The sequence below is a fragment of the Pseudoalteromonas sp. TAE56 genome, assembly GCF_000497955.1.
Classification (GTDB): Bacteria; Pseudomonadota; Gammaproteobacteria; order Enterobacterales; family Alteromonadaceae; genus Pseudoalteromonas.
Map to the genome: position 1 here is coordinate 1 of NZ_AUTN01000155.1, position 18371 is coordinate 18371.

Sequence of the window (18371 nt, forward strand, 5' to 3'; positions counted from 1 at the left end):
TGGAATGTTATCGGCAAGTGGCTGTTTTGCCAGCTCTGCTAATGCATAGCCGCGCATGCCCCATATTTGCCATGTGCTTGCAAATCGGCTGTAAGGCACTTGATACGAAAACGGCTCATTAATACCGGCTACTAAAATATTGGTAGAATCAGGTGATACCGAAAATGATTTAAATAAAGAAGGGCTACCTATTGCTTGGGTATTGCCATCAAGCGTTATGTAAGCCAGTTGTCCTTGACCGTAAAACTTAAATTGTGATTCATCAAACGGGCTTGTTAATAAATTTTGGTAAGTACGTGCTGGCGCTTTCTCGCCAGTACTTTGTTGAATAACAGGCACTACGTTTTGGCTGTTATTTTCAAGCTTTGGCTTACCAAAATTAACAGCAAGATTTGCAACAATGGCGCTGCTATCTGGCAGCCATTTATATGGTGAGGCAGTTAATACCGAATTTAATGCAGCGCTTGAAAGCTCTTTTGCTTGTTTAGTTTCAACGCTGTAAAGCCATAAGTTGGCTTGGGTTGGTTGCTCAACAACAAAGGCTAAATATTGACTATTAGATGACCATTTAGGTGAGCGAATAATGCCATTAGGTAAGTTGTTAATGCTAATAACTGATCCGCTTTGAACATGCTTTAGCTCCACGGCACTAAATTTGGCACTCACACGAGAGCGCGAAAAATTAGCGGGGTTTAGCTTAATACCAGCAAGCTTAAGCTCTTCTTTTGCAAGTTCATCAAGGGTTACTACACGTTTGCGTTCAAAAAGCGCTAACCACTGGCCATCGCTCGATAAGTAACTAGTGGGTGCTAACTTAGCATCAACCAATGCTGCAAGTTCAGGTGATGGGGTTTGATAGCCCTGCTCGGCGTAACTTGTTGGTACTAATGCCGCACAACAAATAAAGGCAACTAACAGCCTAAAAGCGCTCATGTTTTTATCCTTTTGTTATTTTTTACTCTTATAAGCGTATATAAACACGTTTTGCTTTGTTCATAAAGTATTAAGGTAAGTTAAACACCTCTAAAAGATGACTTAATAGTGCTGATTAAGCTAAACTACAGCGCTATTTATTCACCACTGCGGTACTTAAAATACAATGCATAACAAAGCCAAATCAGTCACTATTTTTGATGTTGCAGAGCGTGCTGGTGTATCAAAATCAACCGTATCTTTGGTACTTACCCAAAGCGATAAAGTGGGCAATAAAAGTAAACAAAAAATACTAAAAGCGATTGATGAGCTTGGTTACGTTTATAATCGTGATGCCGCTGCTATGCGCTCAAAGCGCTCAAATTTAGTGGCCATAGTAATAAACGATTTAACTAACCCAACTATGGCGCAACTTGCTACCAGCTTACAACTTTTGTTAAACGAAAGTGGCCTACAAGCCATGATTGTAAGCAGTAATAATAGTCTTGAACTACAAGCAAACGCAGTTAAAAACTTAAAAGAATACAACGCTGCTGCATTTATTATTTGCCCCGTTGCTAATACTTGCCCCAAATGGCTTGATACGCTCAGCGCGCAACACAAAGTAATTACCGTAATGAGTGAAGTGCCTTTTAGCGCAGCTCCTTGTGTATTACCCGACTATAAAAAAGCCAGCCACGTAGCCAGTATGCATTTGCTCGCACAAGGCGTGACAAACATTGCATTTATAGGCAGTGAACTTACTTTAAATGATTCACAAGCACTACAAAGTGGCTTTAATACCGCTTGCGCGCAGCACAGCATTAATCCATTAGCCCCCATACACTGCGCAGTAAACACAGCCCTTAGCGCTAAAAATGCATTTATAGAAGCATATAAACATAACCCAACATTAAACGCAGTGGTGTGTTCAAACGATATTATTGCTCAAGGTGTTATTGCCGCTATTAACTCATTAACGCATCACTGTATTAAAGTAGTGAGTTGCCACCATATTCCTAATAGCGCGGTTATAAATAATCACTTAACCACCGTGGCTATAAGTACAACCGATATAGCCAAGCGGTGCCTTTTAATACTGCAAGAGCTACTACAAAATACAGCCCCGCCAGTAAAAACACTGGTAAATGTAAACTTACAAATTAGAGATTCTAGCCAATGAAAAAAGTGCTGGTAATTGGCTACGTATGGCCAGAGCCAAATTCGTCTGCTGCGGGAACGCACATGATGTCGTTATTAAATGCATTTAGAGCGCAAAACTGGGACGTTGAATTTGCAACGCCCGCGCAGCGCACCGATCACATGGTAAACCTTGACGACTTCGGCATAACCAGTCAAAGCATTGCACTAAACTGCGACAGCTTTGACGAATACGTTAAAGCCTATAATCCAGATATAGTCATGTTTGACCGTTTTATGATGGAAGAACAATTTGGCTGGCGCGTCGATAAACATTGCCCACACGCAATTAAAATTTTAGATACCGAAGATTTACAGTGCCTACGTAATGCTCGCCACGAAGCGTTTAAAGGTGAGCGTGACTTTACAACCAGCGATTTACATTCAGACATAGCAAAACGCGAAATTGCCGCTATTTTACGCTGCGACCTAAGCTTAATTATTTCAAGTTACGAAATGAGCCTACTAAACAGCGTATTTAAAATAGAGCCAAGCTTATTACACCATTTACCGTTTATGGTCGATTTAAGCTCACTGCCTATAAGTACAAAAACGTTTGAGCAGCGCCAGCACTTTATGACTATAGGTAACTTTAGACACGCGCCAAACTGGGATGCTGTACTTTATTTACAAAAAATATGGCCACTTATTCGCAAGCAACTCCCAAAAGCAGAACTACATATTTATGGCTCTTACCCACCACCAAAAGCCACGGCACTAAATAACCCTAAAACAGGGTTTTTAATAAAAGGTTGGGCCGATAATGCGTTTGATGTAATGCAAAGTGCGCGTGTATGTTTAGCTCCACTGCGCTTTGGTGCAGGCATTAAAGGTAAATTGCTTGAGGCCATGATAATGCAAACACCCAGCGTTACCACTAACATTGGCGCAGAGGGCATGCATAACGATTTACCATGGCCTGGTAAAATAGCCAACACAGCCGATGCCTTTGCCAACGCTGCCATTGAAATGCACAACAATCAAAGTGACTTTGAACAAGCGCAGCAAGATGGTAATACACTCCTTAATACGCTGTACGATAAAGCCCAATTAAGCGCTGCGTTAATCCAAAAAATTGATTCAATAAGTTGCGATTTAAGCGCTCATCGCGAAAAAAACTTCACAGGCCAAATGCTCAAACATCATACAATGCGCAGCACTCAATACATGTCGCAATGGATAGCTGAAAAAAATAAAAAATTAGATTAAAAATGACTAGACACACACCAATTAGTGTTTAAAATCGCGCCCATCAAACGTGGGCAGTTTTAGCTGTATTGTCTATATTTTTAGCTTAGTTATCGCAATATTTGGTCCAAAAAGATTTGAAAACTGCAACCTTTACAGAAAAACGCAAATTTATCGTTAAATTGGGTAAAATGCTTCACAAGTATGGCACCCCAGCCTACCGCCTAGAAGCCCACCTAATGGAAGTGGCTACTTACTTAGGACTTAAATCGTCATTTGTTATGTCGCCAACCTCTGTAACGTTTGTTATTTGGACCGATGGCCACGAAGATGAGTACACCCACGTTGCACGTGTAGACCCTGGCGATCACGATTTAGGCTCACTTGCCGACACCGACGACCTTGTAAACCAAATGCTTGACGACAAGCTAAGTTTACAAGAAGTTGATGCGCAGCTAGACGCAATTTTTGTGATGCCAAACCCATATAATAAATTAACAACGGGCGTTGCCTTTGCAACTTCTGGCGGTGCGTTTGCTATGCTAATGGGTACTAGCTGGACTGATGTTATTTGGTCATCGCTGCTTACTTTAGTCGTTTATGTGTTTGTGCTTTGGTCTGGTCGCTCAAAACGCGTAGCTCACATGCTTGAGCCATTAGTTGCCATAATATCAGCAGTACTTGCATGTGCAGTAAGCGTGTATATAACGCCTGAAATAAATATACGCTTGGTAGTACTTTCGGCCATTATTGTATTTATACCCGGTTTAGCACTTGCGCTTGGTTTAGCAGAGCTTGCAGCACGGCATTTAGTGTCGGGCACAGCAAGGGTAATGGACTCGTTTATGCTGTTGTTTAAACTGTATTTTGGTGGTTTTATTGGTATAGGTATTGGCTTTGCACTCTTTGGGCAAGCCGACTTTGTACAACCTGAGCCATTACCAAAATGGACCGCATGGCTGGCTATATTTTTACTTTGTAGCAGCTTAATCGTGATTTTTAGAACCAAACTTAAGCATGCGGTTTGGTCTATTGCATCAGGCTTTATAGCGTATGGCACCAGTATTGGTTCGGCTATGTATCTTGATTACACGCTAGGTACGTTTGTGGGTGCTTTATCGGTGGGNCCAGCCTCTATTGTGGCCATGCAAGGCTTAATTGTATTAGTACCAGGTAGCAAAACCTATATTGGCTTAAACTCACTAATTGAAGGCCAAGACTTTATATACGCAGAACACATAGGCCAACAAACGTTTTTAATATTTATGTCGCTTGTTGCAGGACTAATATTTGCAAACGTCGCCCTACCGCCTAAAAAGAGTTTGTAAGTGATACTGAGCGCTCGCTTTACTTTGATTGAGTAAAGCGAGTGAAACGTTAAACTAAAACAACTACCAAGTAGCAATTGATGCCAATGCTAAGTGTTTTAGCTCTTTACATCGCACTTGAGTGAGCTCAAAAGCATCGTAGTAATTCCAACACTATACTAAAAAACCTTCCATTTTAATCATATCCTACTTCTAATTTACACTTCCCTATTGAGCCAAAATACTCAACAGGGAAGTAACTTAACTAGCGTGACCAGTTAGTTTTGGCAAGCTCTACAATTTCGTTTCCTTTGCCATTTATCAGCGCTTTCATCATGTAAACGCTAAAGCCTTTTGCTTGCTCTAATTTGATTTGCGGTGGCATTGAAAGCTCTTGTTTTGCGGTATCGACTTCTAAAACAACAGGCCCTGAGTGATTCATCATCTCGTTCATTGCCGATGGTAATTTTTCAGGGTCGTCCACATGAATCCCTTTTAAGCCACAGGCCTCTGCAATGTTAGCAAAACTTGGGTTTTCTAAATCGGTATCGCTTGATAAAAACCCACTAGCTTTCATTTCAAGCGCCACAAAACTAAGTGAGCGATTATTATATACAACAATTTTGATTGGTAAATTAAGCTGCTTAAGTGAGATTAAATCGCCCATTAACATCGAAAAGCCACCATCACCACACATTGCAATGACTTGGCGGTCTCTATCTACAGATTGAACCCCCATTGCCTGCGACATGGCATTTGCCATAGAACCATGATTAAACGATCCAATTAAGCGGCGCTTTCCATTCATTGACAAATAACGCGCAGCCCACACTGTTGGCGTACCTACATCACAAGTAAAAACAGCATCGTCAGCCGCTTGCTCGTTGAGTAAACGTGTTAGGTATTGCGGGTGAATTAAATTTTGCGAGGTTTTGCCACTGGCAAGTTCGTCCAGATCCTGTCGAGACTCTTTGTAGTTTTTAACACTTTTTTCTAAGTGCGAACTGCTCCGTTCACCTTTAATATAATCAAGCAGAGTGGTCACTGAATTTTTTGTATCGCCTAATACGCCACAGTCAATTTGCACGTGTCGCCCGAGTGACGCGGCCTGATTATCAATTTGCAATATAGTGGTATTTTCGGGATAAAATGCACGATAAGGAAAGCTCGTACCAATCATAAGTAATGTATCGGCTTCTTGCATTGCATGATACCCCGACGCAAAGCCAATGAATCCGGTCATACCAACATCGTAAGGGTTATCGTACTCAATAAATTCTTTACCACGCATAGCATGCACTATCGGTGCTTGTAATTTTTCGGCTAGCGCAACAATTTCGTCGTGGGCATCTTTACAACCAGCACCACACAACAAGGTTACTTTTTTACTTTTATTAAGATGAGTCGCCATTGCTTCAATATCAGATAAAGCGGGAGTATGCGTTGCTGGTTTTGGCACATTCCATTTTGGCTTAATAGCTTTAGGCATATCTTTTAATGCAATGTCGCCAGGTAGCACAAGTACACTCACGCCTTTATTTAATATTGCTTGTCGCATTGCGGTTTCTAGCAGGTACGGCATTTGCTCGGGGCTCGACACCATTTCACAATACACACTGCATTCTTTAAATAATTCTTGCGGATGGGTTTCTTGAAAATAACTACTGCCAATTTCAGATGAAGGAATATGTGCGGCAATTGCTAATACTGGTACATTATTACGCTGACAATCAAATAGACCATTAATTAAATGAAGATTACCTGGGCCACAAGAACCCGCACACACCGCAAGCTCTCCTGATAAATGCGCTTCGCCACCGGCTGCAAATGCGGCAACTTCTTCATGTCGCGTTCCTAGCCATTCAATTGTTCCCATTTTTCGCAGACTTTCACTAATGCCGTTAAGTGAATCGCCAGTGACTCCCCAAATACGTTTTACGCCAGCTTGTTCGAGAGTTTTAGTGATAAAACTTGCAATATTTTGACTCATAATATAGAACTCCTAAATATTCAGTTATTCTGTAAATTGATTTTTCGCCTCTGATCTATCAAGTAAGTCATCGTTTCGAAATGCGCTCAATTATTGAGAATCGATAAGCCTAAATATTTTGATAATGATAGATATATTACTACCGAGACTTTACTAACAAACGATACTCCTAGGTTTGCTACGCCCCATACTGATACATAAAACATGAATGTCCGCTTTAAAGTGTCTATAAATATGCGGGTGCGAGATTTTTAGTGGCTTAACTATGAATATGTTATTATGCGCTCAATTATTTTACTGAATGTTTTTCTCTTACTTCTATGTCAAATTCTGCTTCGTGCTTTACATTATTTTCTCAAAATATTGATTCTCTCGCGCTTCCTGAAAAGTTTACTTTCCCTTTTTATTACGAGCCGCAACCATTAGCTGTAGCAGCCACAAAACAATTACAGCAACAACTTGAAACGTTAACGCATTTAAAAGCAGAAAATGCAGGTAAAATGTTTGGAGTTTTAGTGGTGCAAAATGCTAAGCAACAATTAGGCTTTTTAAGTGCTTATTCGGGGCAAATTGAAGGTGATAAAGCCAATATTAGCTTTGTACCGCCAGTTTCTAGCTTGCAACTGCAAGACGATAGCTATTTAGCTCAAAGTAAAATAATTAACGATATTAATGCTCAAATTGAGCAATTAGAAAATAGCGAACAACTGCATGAAGTTAATAGCAAACTTGATGATGCAACACAAAGCTACCAGCAAGCACTATTAGCCCAACAGACAGTAATGCAAGCCGGTCGCCAGCAACGAAAAATACAACGTACCGAAGGCAAATTAGAGCTTAGCGAAAGTGATTTTGAGCAGTTAAAAAATAAGCTTGCAGGGCAAAGTATCGTAGAAAAAAAGCAACTGCTGGCACTTAAAGCCTATTGGCAAAATATAATCGAGTCACTGCAGCAAACACACATCAATATTTCTGATGAAATTGCTCATTTAAAAAAACGCCGTAAAACGCTTTCTAAAAGCTTACAAAAAAAGCTATTTGCACAGTACCAATTTTTAAATGCAAATGGTGAAACTACAGACTTAAATGCCATATTTGCAGCACTGCCTGAGCATACTCCTCCTTCGGGTGCTGGCGATTGTGCAGCGCCTAAATTATTACAATACGCCTATAAACATGGCTTAAAGCCACTTGCAATGGCTGAATTTTGGTGGGGAGCTGCACCTAAATCAGCAATTAGGCAACATAAAAACTACTACCCTTCTTGTTACAGTAAATGCCAACCAATACTTGGGCACATGCTAAAGGGTTTAGATGTTGAAGATAACCCGCTACTTATCAACCCAGCTCAAGGTAAAGATTTAAATATTGTTTATAAAGATGACGACTTACTTGTGGTAAATAAGCCCGCTGAGTTTTTATCGGTGCCTGGCGTAAATATTGAAGACTCTGTTTATATGCGAATCAAAACGCAGTTTCCAGAGGCATCAGGCCCACTAATTGTGCACAGGTTAGATATGTCGACTTCTGGGTTATTGATGATTGCACTTAATAAACGCGTGCACAAAGCACTGCAAAAGCAATTTATTGACCGCACTATAGATAAACGTTATGTCGCATTAGTTAATGGTAATGTAGCTGAGGATAGCGGAGTAATTGATTTACCCTTAGTGCTCGACTTTGATGATAAACCGCGCCAAATGGTGTGTTACAAACACGGTAAGCCATCACTTACTACCTGGCACGTTTTAGAGCGTAACAACAATATTACCCGATTACAGTTATATCCTAAAACAGGGCGTACTCATCAATTAAGAGTGCATTGCGCGCACAGTTTAGGTTTAAACATGCCAATTATAGGCGACACACATTACGGGCAAAAAGCCGATAGATTACATTTACATGCAGAATACTTAGCATTTACTCACCCAATTACACTTAAACGATTAGAGTTTGAAGTAGCCGCAGATTTTTAATAAAAACACATAGCTACAACCATTATATTATACAATGTGTTGGTTTTTATTAATTAAATTGATATCGTTTGTGGTCTTTTTCTTCAATGATGAGTATAAAAAATTGTTCAAGCCCAAGTTTATTAAGCAATGTGAATAATTATTTCAATAATAAAAATAAGTCAGCAAAGGATTAACATGGCTAACAATACACAAATAAAGATTTTAGGTAATACTTTATGGGCAAAGTATATTGTTCTCATTTTATTTTTACTTCTAAGTAAGCTTGCCTCAGCTAACGGCGATTCATTAAGTGCAACTTTACATGCGCTAGACTTTGAAACAACTCAAACCCTCATCAATAACATAAAACTAAATGAACTAGACTATCTTCAAAATGAAGACAAACTCACTCAAGCGTTTAAAATAAGCAAAGAGCAAAATTGGGAAAACCTTCATTTAGAAGCGGCCGCTTTGTATGCGGAGTTACTTTTTAGACAAGAAAAATACGAAGCGTTAAACACACACTTATCCTATTACTTAAAGAACAAAGAGTTACCAAATCAAAAAAGTGTATATTTATTATTTCTCGAATCACAACTCAAGTCTCTAGCGAGGGAGCCAAACCCAGCTCCAGCACAAACGCTAGCCACAAAATTAGAAGAGAGCTTGCAACAGCATTCAACTAAAGAAAAAATCATTATTTTACGAGCACTTGCTTACTATTACACCGATACAGATGCATTGAAAAAGACCCTAAATGTTGCACTAGAGGGGTTAGAATTAGCATTAAAAGATGACGATTCAGCATCTCAAGGATACTTTTTTAGAAAAATAGCCGATGCATATAATTATCTAAACGAAAAAGACAAAGCCGTATATTATGCAAAAAAAGCGGTTGCGGCATATGAGCAAACACAAGATGGGCTTTTTACCTCAAAAGCATATTGGAGCTTAGGCAATGTATTGCTGGAGATTAAGAAACCTAAAGATGCCTTAATATACCTAGACAAAGCATTGCTCTATTTCAAAAAAGTTAATATGCAAAAAGGCTTAACCTTTGCTCAGTACTCAATTGCTAGCATTGAGTACTTACAAGCCAACTACGATAAAGCTTTAACTTTAACTAAAGAGAACATTGAGCTTGCTCGTTCTGCAGGTGTTTATGATATGCAACTCGCATCGCTCATTTTGTTAGCTGACATATATATAAAACTAGATTTACTTGATCAAGCAAATGAAGCAAACGATGAGGTGTTTTTAAAATTAGATAAATTCAGCCGCAGTATTTATAAAGCCGATTTTTTAAGTAAACGCTATGAGCTAAAACGACGCCTTAACCACACTGACGAGGCTTTTGAAGCAATTGAACAAAAGCTCCTTTATACAAAAAAACACTACGAAGCAACCAGTGAAAATAATATAAAAACACTACAGATACAGTTTGAAGTAAAAGAAAAAGAAGAAAAAATACAGCAACTAGAGTACGCAAAAGATATTAGTGAGCTACAAGCTAAAGAAGAATATCATCAAAAAATAATTTGGCGACTTAGCGCTGCTATTGCGTTTATTTTAGTGATTGCTTCGTTATTTTTATTTTATCGACAAGCTCGACAACGTCAAAAGTATCACGATATTTCATTAACAGATTACCTAACAAATTGCCCTAATCGCAGAGGAATAATGCGCGCAGCAGAAGCAAAACTTGGTGAAGGTAAAATGACTATAGCAATTGTTGACTTAGACTACTTTAAAAAAGTTAACGACCATTTTGGTCACGATGTTGGCGATTTAGTTCTTATTGCCTTTGCAAAAGCTGCAAGAGAAACACTCTGTGATGATCATCAGTTTGGCCGTTACGGCGGCGAAGAATGGTTATTTGCACTAAATACGGCTGATGAACGAATAATTCGCGATATATTTAACCGACTCGCCATTAGCTTCGCCAAGCATTGCAGTAATATAGAAGACTTTCCTACAGATACAAAAATCACTTTTAGTGCAGGAGCCTCTGTAAGTAGCCCTTTAAAAAGCACACTAGATATTCTTATTAAGCATGCAGATAAATTACTTTATAAAGCAAAAGAAAACGGAAGAAACCAAGTCGTAGTTGATTAAATAAACACAGCTAAAAGTATTGGCTCACTTACTTGACTAAAGTTCGTCTAAAACCATTTGTTTAATTTTATGTGCTTTTACAAAATGATCTAATTTATGGGTGTGTATCCACCAAGTAGCAGCTTCCATAAGTAGCTCTGGATCGTCGTTTTTATTGGCAAAAAATGCATAAAAAGAAAGCCCTACATTTTCTCCTTTAACTGCTATTTTTTTATCGCATACGGTAATTATTTTTGCTCTTAGTTCTTCCCTCATACATACCTTATTTAGTTATATTTTTACTGTATATGTACTATTGAAATACACCATTTAAAAAGCTAACGATTAGCTGCAAAAGGCTTCTATCAACCAAGCCATGATACTCAAGCTCTTTATTAGGCGTATTTACTTTTGCAGCTTTACATTCATTATCTAATGTTTCATTTTTACGTGTATCGGTTTCGTATGCAATATCTGCTTGTTCCATACATTTTGCCGAGCCTGAGTAAGGCTTTGCCGCACAAGCGCTTAGTAATAAAAAAAGTGGAATTACTATCAATAATTGCTTCATAACTAATCCTATCTTTACGCAACTTATTTAATTTAAATCACAGCTGCAAGTTAGCCTATTTACTTTTCTACCACCATTACAAAAAATTCAAAAAAGAACGTACCGATGGCATCAAAAAAAGTGTCGTTTTTATCATCCTTTTTAATTTGTGCGCTAATGCATTCATTATAAACTTCTGAGCTTGTTTGAGCGCCATTTCGATCAACCATTTCAGCCTCTTCAATGCATAAGTTAGGGTCAGAACGCGGGGTTGTACTACACGCACTTAGTAAAGCGCACAGCAATAATGCGGCGATGGGGCTTATTATGTGCATCCTTAAACTATCCTATTCAGTTAACGTGCTACCTGCATTTATACCGATTGGTATTATATGTGGGAGTAATACATATAGGTTGTACCTAAATAATGTTGCTACTTTATCACTGCAATAAAATAAACAACCAGTAAATATTTGTAAGGTTCTGTAGGGATTTATACTCCCTTTATAATTGAACTATGTAAAATCCTGAAATTATTGCATTCATATCACTGTAAAATTTACAGTGATATGAGCATAAAAATAAAAAATAAAAATAAAAGCAATAAAATACATCAACTTAATATTTGGCATTTAGTTTGCACATTAGTGATATAAGCAAATAAATTGTAAAAGGATTAGTTATGAATATTTTTGAAGCACTACGTCACGATCATGACAAACAACGAGAATTAGTAGATGCGCTTATTCAAACGCACGGCGAAACAGAGCAGCGCCACACGCTAATGGACGAGCTAAAAACAGAACTAGAACAACACGCAAAATTTGAAGAACGTTACTTTTACAACCCACTTATGTTTGATGACTTAACTCATGAAAAAGCGCGCCACAGCGTAGCTGAACATCACGAAATTGATGAATTAATTGAACAACTTGAAGATACCGAAATGAGCTCGTCTGCATGGTTAGTTGCAGCTAAAAAGCTGCACCATTTGGTACATCATCACTTAAGCGAAGAAGAACACGAAGTATTTCAATTGGCTGGTAAAGCACTAACCGAAGGGCAAAAACAAAGCTTAGCAAAGCAATATAACGATGCAATGCACTAAATAATTTTTATTTGTGAGTAACTCTATTCACAAATAATTGAACCACCTTATATACACTCCCTTGTGTACTATTGGTTATAAGCCACTTGGCTTATAACCATTTTTTCATTTTTAAGCCTATGCGTTAACTCTTCTCTAGCAAGGGTGCTTCTGTTGGATCAAAAATTCGATAAGCCACTAGCTTCAAACCATCGTTAATAAAAAACCACACCAAAGCATATGCCCACACGGCAAGTGCCCACCCCCATCCTAGTGGGGTCATAAACACACCATAAACAGCAATAAGTGTTGCTATAACTTGCGTGCCAAATACGGCGACCATTAATATAGCAGACGGTTTAATAGACCAAAATGGACCTCGGGTACGCGCTAAAAATATAGTCAAATGCCCTGCTACAGAAAGTAATAAGTACATTAATGTTTGAAGATGAGGACGGTCGAGTTCAAATACTTTATCGCCCAAGTAAAATAAACCAAAGGCTGCGATTGGCCCTACAATTCCCAGCACAGATGCAATACCTAAAACGAGCCGCATATTCCATGTTTCGGGCTTATTTTGATAATGCACATTGTCGTATGCAATAGACAAAATGGCGGCATCGTTAAGTAAAGCAAGCATTACAATCATGACGGCTGTTAACGGATAAAAGTTAAAAATTAATATCGCCATTGTCATAAAAAGTAATACGCGTAGTGTTTCAGCAACCCTGTAAATAGCGTAACTGTTCATGCGTTGAAATATTTTTCGGCTTTCTTTAACTGCATCAATAATGACCGATAAGCCATCGGTCATTAACACAATTGAGGCTGCTGAACGCGCGGCATCGGTAGCTCCCGATACAGCAATACCACAGTCAGCTTTTTTAAGTGCTGGCGCGTCATTTACGCCATCTCCTGTCATACCAACAATGTGCCCTCTATGCTGAAGCACATCAATAATATGGTATTTATGTTCAGGGAATACTTGCGCGAATCCGTCAGCGCTCTCGATCGAGTCATCTAACTGCGTTGTTTGGTGATGCTCCGTTGCACCAAATCCACTAGCATCAAGAATGTTTGTTCCTAAACCCAGTTTACTTGCCGTTTCGCGTGCAATGGCCACTTGGTCGCCCGTGACCATTTTAACGTTCATACCCATTTCTTTTGCATCGGCAATGGTTTGTATTGCTTCTTCACGCGGTGGATCAAAAAGCGGCAATACACCTATAAATTGCCAGTTACCTTGCTCGTCTGTTTTAGCAACCGCTAAAGAGCGAAACCCACGCGCTGCAAATTCATCTATTGACGCCTCAACTTGAGTTTTAACTGCCTCAATATTAGCCGACAAGGCTAAAATAACTTGTGGTGCACCTTTGGTTACTTTAAACGTTTTACCATCAGCATTTTTAATTGACGCTTCAGTACGTTTGCTCACGGGATCAAATGGCTGAAAATGTTCTATATGGTAAGAATCTAGATTTTGATCGGCTTTAACACTTTGTAATACTGCTAAGTCAATCGGATCGTTATTTTCTAAGCGAGATGCTAATGCGGCGTTCAATATAACGTCATCGCAGGTTACTTCATTAAGTGCATTATCAACACAAAGTGGGTCACCTAACGTTAATAAATTTTGCGTGAGTGTGCCTGTTTTATCAGAGCACAAAATATCAACACCCGCTAGCTCTTCAATTGCAGCTAAACGTGTTACAACCACTTGCTTTTTAGCCAATAAACGAGCGCCTACAGCCATAGTAACTGATAGTACTGTTGGCATGGCGACTGGTATTGCCGCAACGGTTAGTACGAGTGCAAACTGTAATGTGGTGATCATTGGATCATCGCGAAACAAAGCAACAATAACTATAAGCAGTACTAAAGCCGCAGCAAGCATTATTAAATAATTACCAATTTTAAGCACTGCTCGCTGAAAATGACTTGCGGTTCGCTCCCCTTGTACTAACTGTGCTGTTTTACCAAAAAAGGTATTAGCGCCGGTTGCGTAAACTATTGCTTCTATTTCACCTTGGCGAATAATAGAGCCCGAATAAACAGTCTCACCCGCCGACTTTACAACTGGTAACGACTCACCCGTAAGTGATGATTGATCGACTTCTACTGTATCGCCATCTAGCAAACGCGCATCTGCAGCCACTATATCGCCCATCCGCATTCTAATAACATCACCTGGTACAAGTTCGCTGGCATTTAAGTTTTGCCATTGAGTATCGCGGCGAACGCGTGCTTTGTTAGCTAATTTTGCTTTTAATGCAGCAATTGCATTACCCGCTTGGTGTTCTTCCCAAAAGCCGACCAATACGTTGGACAACAATAATACAAGAATAATAAAAAAATCGGCCCAGTGTTTAGCAAGTGCCGATAAAATAATAGCGGCCTCGATCATCCACGGTATTGGCCCCCAAAAGTAAGATAAAAACTTGAGTAATAAATTTGGTTTTTCTTCAACTAGTTCGTTAGGTCCATATTGTGCTAATCTTTGTGTGGCATCAGCTTGGCTTAACCCGTCGGATGATGTTTTTAGCTTTGCTTGTAATTGTACTAAATCAAGCTTGCTCCATTCATCGCAATTTTGATTGTGTGAAGACTTGTTCTCTGAACGATTTGATGACTGATGCGCCGACGAAATTTTAACCTTTTCCATACGAGCCTTCTATACAACATTGAGTTGAATAACTTGAGGTAATTAAAACCTACTAACCGTATAGCTAACATAAACTAAAGCTGTCGATATTGTTCTTACAAATATATTAACTTTGATCTAACGCAATATTTAGGATGAAATAATATAAAAAGGATTATTTTAGAAGATAACAAAGAGGTTGGATTGTTAGAAGAAGTGCTCAAAGGCTATACATTAGGCTGAAATAGTAAGCAACTCAGCCCAATGTATTTTTAGCTACAACCTTAAGGGTATAACTATTGTTTTATTACTTTACAGTAAATTTTACGTCTTGGTCGCGTAATAAGTAAAGTGCAAAACACGCAGCCCACATTGGCCATGCAGTGAAGAATAATAAGTTGTTAAAGCCATCTATATACTGGTTATAAGAAGAAAGCGTTGATAAGCCATGCATTACAAAAATGATACCGTAAGTGATGCGCTTTTTAATACCCGCTAAAAATGCCAATACTAATACAAGTTGAAGAGCACCAATTATATAAGCAACAATATCAGATGAGCCACTAATACCGTAAAAATGTTCGAAAATACGTGCGCTATGACCAGGATTTACGAATTTATCGAACGTCCACATAACCATTACAATAAACACGCCTAAACGCAAAGATAAAAGTGACCATTGCAAGCGGTTTTGCACATCAGAACTCATTGAACCTGTCATAAAATTTCCTTAAATGAATATTAATAAACGTTGAAGTAACCTAGACCGTATAAATTATTTTTTATTTCAAAAAATAGTAATTATTTTTATTAACGATCTGTTTTAAGTCTTTATTGATAAAACTTAAACAGTGCCGCACACGCTTTATAAAAGTATACTATGCTTAAAAACATGTTAAAAAGCAGTTGTTTACATAAACCATTAAATTTAAGCACTTAAGTACTACTTTAAAATACTTGCTTAGGCTTATGTTCTAAAAAACAAAAAGAAACACAATTTAACTGAAAGTTATTTTTATAGCCTTCGGTCTTTATCGCCAACAACATTTTAACCGTAGAGAGAAAACGTTTGAAACACGCATATTTAGCACTTTCCCTAGCCACAATATTAAATACACCACTTAATGCTTTTGCAGCCGAAGAATCAAAAACAACAAAAGGTGGCACAATTGAGCGTATTGAAGTGGCAGGCCAAGTTATTAAATCTCAGGGGCTTTCGGTTAAGGATGCAACAGTTGATGGGCCTTTTGGTGATAATTTAGCACTACAAGATATAGCCCGCTCTGTAACGCCTATTTCAAGCGAATTAATAGAACAACTTAATATTACGAGCCTACAAGACGTACTCGCAGTAAGCCCTAATACCTATTCAGCCAGTGGTTTTGGCGCACCAAGTTTACCTACTATTCGTGGGCAGCTGGGTGAGCTTTTTCAAGATGGTACACGTCGTCAAGCTGGTAATAATGGCTTTGGTGTGCCGTTATCGTTCAACTCTATAGAACAGATAGATGTAGTAAAGGGCGCGCCACCAGTATTATTTGGCTCAAGCCAACGCAATGGTGGTTTTGTAAACTTACATTCTAAAAAAGCATCTACGGATGAAAGCAAAGGCAAAGCAACTGTATCTGCAGGTCGATGGGATCAATACAGTGTTTTAGTTGATTACAGTGCACCCATTGTAAAAGATAAAGTAGGTTTTAGAGTAAGCGCTGAACATATTGATAACGGCAGTTACTACGATTTTTCGGGAACTAAAAGCGACAGCTTATTTGCATCATTACGTGTATTACCCGATGACAAAAGCAGCTGGGATATTAACTTTGAATTATACCAAGTTGAATTTACCGATAACGCCGGTATTAACCGCCCTACTCAAGCGCTAATAGATAACGGCCTTTATATTACCGGTCAAGGCGTGCAAGCAAACGGTAGTACCGTACCAGCAGCAGGTTCAATAATCTCACCTACTGGACAAGTTAAAATTGATCGCAGTACAGTACTTACCGACCCTGATAATCAAAACGAAGCTACTACCTATTTACTACACAGTATTTATAAGCGTGAACTTTCTAGCAATGCATCAATAAAAAACATTACGTATTTTCAGCACTTACAACGCGAAGAAATTGCACAAAATAGCTTTGTTGAAATTATAGATGGTGCAGACACGGCGCAAAACCGTACCGAGCTTACCTATCTTTGGAATAGCGACCAGCAAACAATTTTTGCATTTGATGTGCGTTATAACCGCGTATTAGGCTACAGCCAATTTACAACAGAAGCAGACTTGCCTATTGACTTAACAGGCCCACTTTCAAACCGCCGTATACCTTTAACAAGTGAACAACAAGCGCGTTTAATTGAAATTAGCCCAGGTGTATTTGTATCTCCAGGTGGTCAGTACGATATTAATAACGATGGTAGCGGCGACTTTAACCTATCAGACACGACCGATTCGCGTTCATGGCAAACAGGTTTTGCTATTCAACAAGACTCAGATTGGACTGATAAGTTTCATACAAGTGTTGGCTACCGCATTGATTTTTATGACGTAGACGCGCACGACCCAATAGCGCCAGAGGGTGAAATTGCAGCTCGTGATAGCATTAACGATAAGCTACATTCGGGGCAAATAAGCTTTAACTACCGATTGAATGGTGATTACACCACTTATGGTGCAGCAAGTTACAACGAAGCCACATCAAATAGCATGGCTGGCGGCACGTCTCTTGGTGGCGACAACACAATTAGCGCACAAAATTTTTCAACCGAAAATACCTTAGTTGAATTTGGTTTAAAATACGCACCAACTAACAGCGATTGGTACGCCGATGGAGCCGTATTTAGCCAACGTCGTAGTTTACGTAATCGTGATGGTAGTAACACTGGCATTCGTACTACCGGCTTTGAAAGCCAAGTATTTTATGACGCCTACCCTTATTGGCTAAGTGCTGGCTACAGCTATATTGACGCTCGCTACGATAATTCTGCAAGTAGTCAAGATTCGGCTCAAGTAGCTGATGCATTTGACAACTCACGTCCAGATATTATTGAAGGTACCAGTGTTGGCGCACCTAGCTTTACCGCTTTTGCACCTTCAAACACCCGTGTGCAGGGCATCCCTGAGCAATCTTTCAGCTTTAACGGAAATTATTCAATTAATTCGAAATGGCAAACGGGTTTTTCAGGTCTATATACAAAGAGTTACCCATTAGACTTTTTGGCGACGGTAAAAATTCGTGATCAGTACACACTAAACGTAAATACTAGCTATGCTTTTACGCCTAGTACCAAGTTACGGTTAGATGTGAACAACGTAACGAATCAAAAAAACTGGCGCCCAGTATTTGAAGGCGGTTACTTTGGCGCAACATTGGCATTTCCTGAATTGCCAATAAACGCAAAATTAACACTAACCCATAATTTTTAAGAGCGGTTTGAGAG

The 18371-nt window shown here is 39.0% G+C and carries 13 protein-coding genes and 1 pseudogene; 7 read left to right on the top strand and 7 right to left on the bottom strand.

Features of this window, described 5'->3' with window-relative positions; genetic code table 11:
- Positions 1-933 (bottom strand): annotated as a pseudogene (locus L656_RS0119720) (PD40 domain-containing protein); the annotation flags it as partial.
- A 166-nt stretch (positions 934-1099) separates the two neighbouring features.
- Between L656_RS0119720 and L656_RS0119725 the strand changes: the two are divergent.
- The 3 genes from L656_RS0119725 (at position 1100) to L656_RS0119735 (ending at position 4628) form a co-directional block, all read left to right on the top strand.
- Positions 1100-2095, top strand: coding sequence for a LacI family DNA-binding transcriptional regulator (locus L656_RS0119725; RefSeq protein WP_024600483.1), 996 nt, complete (start codon positions 1100-1102; stop codon positions 2093-2095).
- Entirely contained in the window at positions 2092-3321 is a 1230-nt protein-coding gene (locus tag L656_RS0119730; protein WP_024600484.1) for a glycosyltransferase, read from the top strand. The genes L656_RS0119725 and L656_RS0119730 overlap by 4 nt, the downstream gene beginning before the upstream one ends.
- A 116-nt stretch (positions 3322-3437) precedes the next feature.
- A complete protein-coding gene (locus L656_RS0119735; protein ID WP_024600485.1) occupies positions 3438-4628 on the top strand; it encodes a threonine/serine ThrE exporter family protein in 1191 nt (396 codons plus the stop codon).
- Between the two features lie 244 nt (positions 4629-4872).
- Here L656_RS0119735 and poxB read toward each other — a convergent pair whose 3' ends face one another.
- The gene (gene poxB / locus L656_RS0119740; RefSeq protein WP_024600486.1) at positions 4873-6597 is read right to left on the bottom strand and encodes a ubiquinone-dependent pyruvate dehydrogenase; all 1725 of its coding nucleotides are present in this window, start codon (positions 6595-6597) and stop codon (positions 4873-4875) included.
- A 320-nt stretch (positions 6598-6917) separates the two neighbouring features.
- Between poxB and L656_RS0119745 the strand changes: the two genes are divergently transcribed.
- The gene (locus L656_RS0119745; RefSeq protein WP_024600487.1) at positions 6918-8573 is read left to right on the top strand and encodes an RluA family pseudouridine synthase; all 1656 of its coding nucleotides are present in this window, start codon (positions 6918-6920) and stop codon (positions 8571-8573) included.
- 177 nt (positions 8574-8750) lie between these two features.
- Positions 8751-10670: a tetratricopeptide repeat-containing diguanylate cyclase gene (locus L656_RS0119750; protein ID WP_024600488.1), complete on the top strand. Its 1920-nt coding sequence runs from the start codon at positions 8751-8753 to the stop codon at positions 10668-10670.
- A 36-nt stretch (positions 10671-10706) separates the two neighbouring features.
- Here the strand turns inward: L656_RS0119750 and L656_RS0119755 are convergent, their stop codons facing one another.
- From L656_RS0119755 to L656_RS0119765, 3 genes are read right to left on the bottom strand one after another with little or no spacing between them, the layout of a single operon-like run.
- Positions 10707-10925: a DUF6500 family protein gene (locus L656_RS0119755; protein ID WP_024600489.1), complete on the bottom strand. Its 219-nt coding sequence runs from the start codon at positions 10923-10925 to the stop codon at positions 10707-10709.
- Positions 10926-10962: 37 nt separating this feature from the next.
- The gene (locus L656_RS0119760; RefSeq protein ID WP_024600490.1) at positions 10963-11220 is read right to left on the bottom strand and encodes a hypothetical protein; all 258 of its coding nucleotides are present in this window, start codon (positions 11218-11220) and stop codon (positions 10963-10965) included.
- 59 nt (positions 11221-11279) lie between these two features.
- Positions 11280-11534, bottom strand: coding sequence for a hypothetical protein (locus L656_RS0119765; RefSeq protein ID WP_024600491.1), 255 nt, complete (start codon positions 11532-11534; stop codon positions 11280-11282).
- A gap of 347 nt (positions 11535-11881) precedes the next feature.
- On the opposite strand from L656_RS0119765, the gene L656_RS0119770 reads away from it, so the two are divergent.
- Positions 11882-12307, top strand: a complete 426-nt coding sequence (locus L656_RS0119770; protein ID WP_024600492.1) for a hemerythrin domain-containing protein — start codon at positions 11882-11884, stop codon at positions 12305-12307.
- Between the two features lie 124 nt (positions 12308-12431).
- Here the strand turns inward: L656_RS0119770 and L656_RS0119775 are convergent, their stop codons facing one another.
- Positions 12432-14948 carry a plasma-membrane proton-efflux P-type ATPase gene (locus L656_RS0119775; protein WP_024600493.1) on the bottom strand — a complete coding sequence of 839 codons (2517 nt, stop codon included), beginning with the start codon at positions 14946-14948 and terminating at the stop codon, positions 12432-12434.
- A gap of 286 nt (positions 14949-15234) precedes the next feature.
- Entirely contained in the window at positions 15235-15648 is a 414-nt protein-coding gene (locus tag L656_RS0119780) for a hypothetical protein (RefSeq protein WP_024600494.1), read from the bottom strand.
- 348 nt (positions 15649-15996) lie between these two features.
- On the opposite strand from L656_RS0119780, the gene L656_RS0119785 reads away from it, so the two are divergent.
- The gene (locus L656_RS0119785) at positions 15997-18357 is read left to right on the top strand and encodes a TonB-dependent receptor (protein ID WP_024600495.1); all 2361 of its coding nucleotides are present in this window, start codon (positions 15997-15999) and stop codon (positions 18355-18357) included.
- Positions 18358-18371: the final 14 nt, after the last annotated feature.